At 40.8% G+C, this 611-nt stretch carries 1 pseudogene; it reads right to left on the bottom strand.

Features of this window, described 5'->3' with window-relative positions:
- Positions 1-308, bottom strand: a pseudogene (locus ACTJKA_RS19990) (protein rep); the annotation flags it as partial.
- Positions 309-611 lie beyond the last annotated feature (303 nt).

Raw genomic sequence — 611 nt, 5'->3', positions numbered from 1 at the left:
TTGTGATAAGCAATTTTCAATGACCTTCGCCACGCACACATAGGGCATAACCTCACTTTACAAAAATAGGCTTGATATAATCGTAGTCTGCCCGTTTCTCGATCCCTCTTAAACGCAAGACATTCCGCACAATCACATACTTTCTCTGCCTTTTTTCCGTAGTAAGGCGCACCGGTACGCTTTTCAAGTCCTTCATAGTGAGCCGCCATAAGCGACGATCTCACCTTTTTCCCCTTCCAATCCCGCTTTTTACCTGTTGCGGTTTTATCCTCGAGGATGGTATAATTCGATTCAGATGAATAAAACAAAGAAAAAACCCCTTCTGCCGCTAGTTCTCTAGCTATCTATTATTTGGTGTGGTAACTTAATAATAGCAGACGGGGTTTTTCCCTGTCAAATTACCTTCAAACCCTTGACACCACTGGATTCATATCACTTTTTGAAAATCTCAATGTTTCTATATGTATCAAGATAAGAAAAGACACGATTCTGACTCCGTCAAAATCGCCCAAAAAGCTGGCGAAACCGCCATCTTTTTAAAAGATCAAAACCCAAAAACCTAAAAGTCCAAAGACTAAACCAAATTTCCCCGCAGGGGGAGATTTTTTTTT

The organism is Bacillus sp. 22190, from assembly GCF_052045575.1.
Lineage (GTDB): Bacteria > Bacillota > Bacilli > Bacillales > Bacillaceae > Bacillus > Bacillus altitudinis.
The sequence above is the reverse complement of the archived record's forward strand: the minus strand, read 5'-3'. Positions and strand labels throughout refer to the sequence as shown.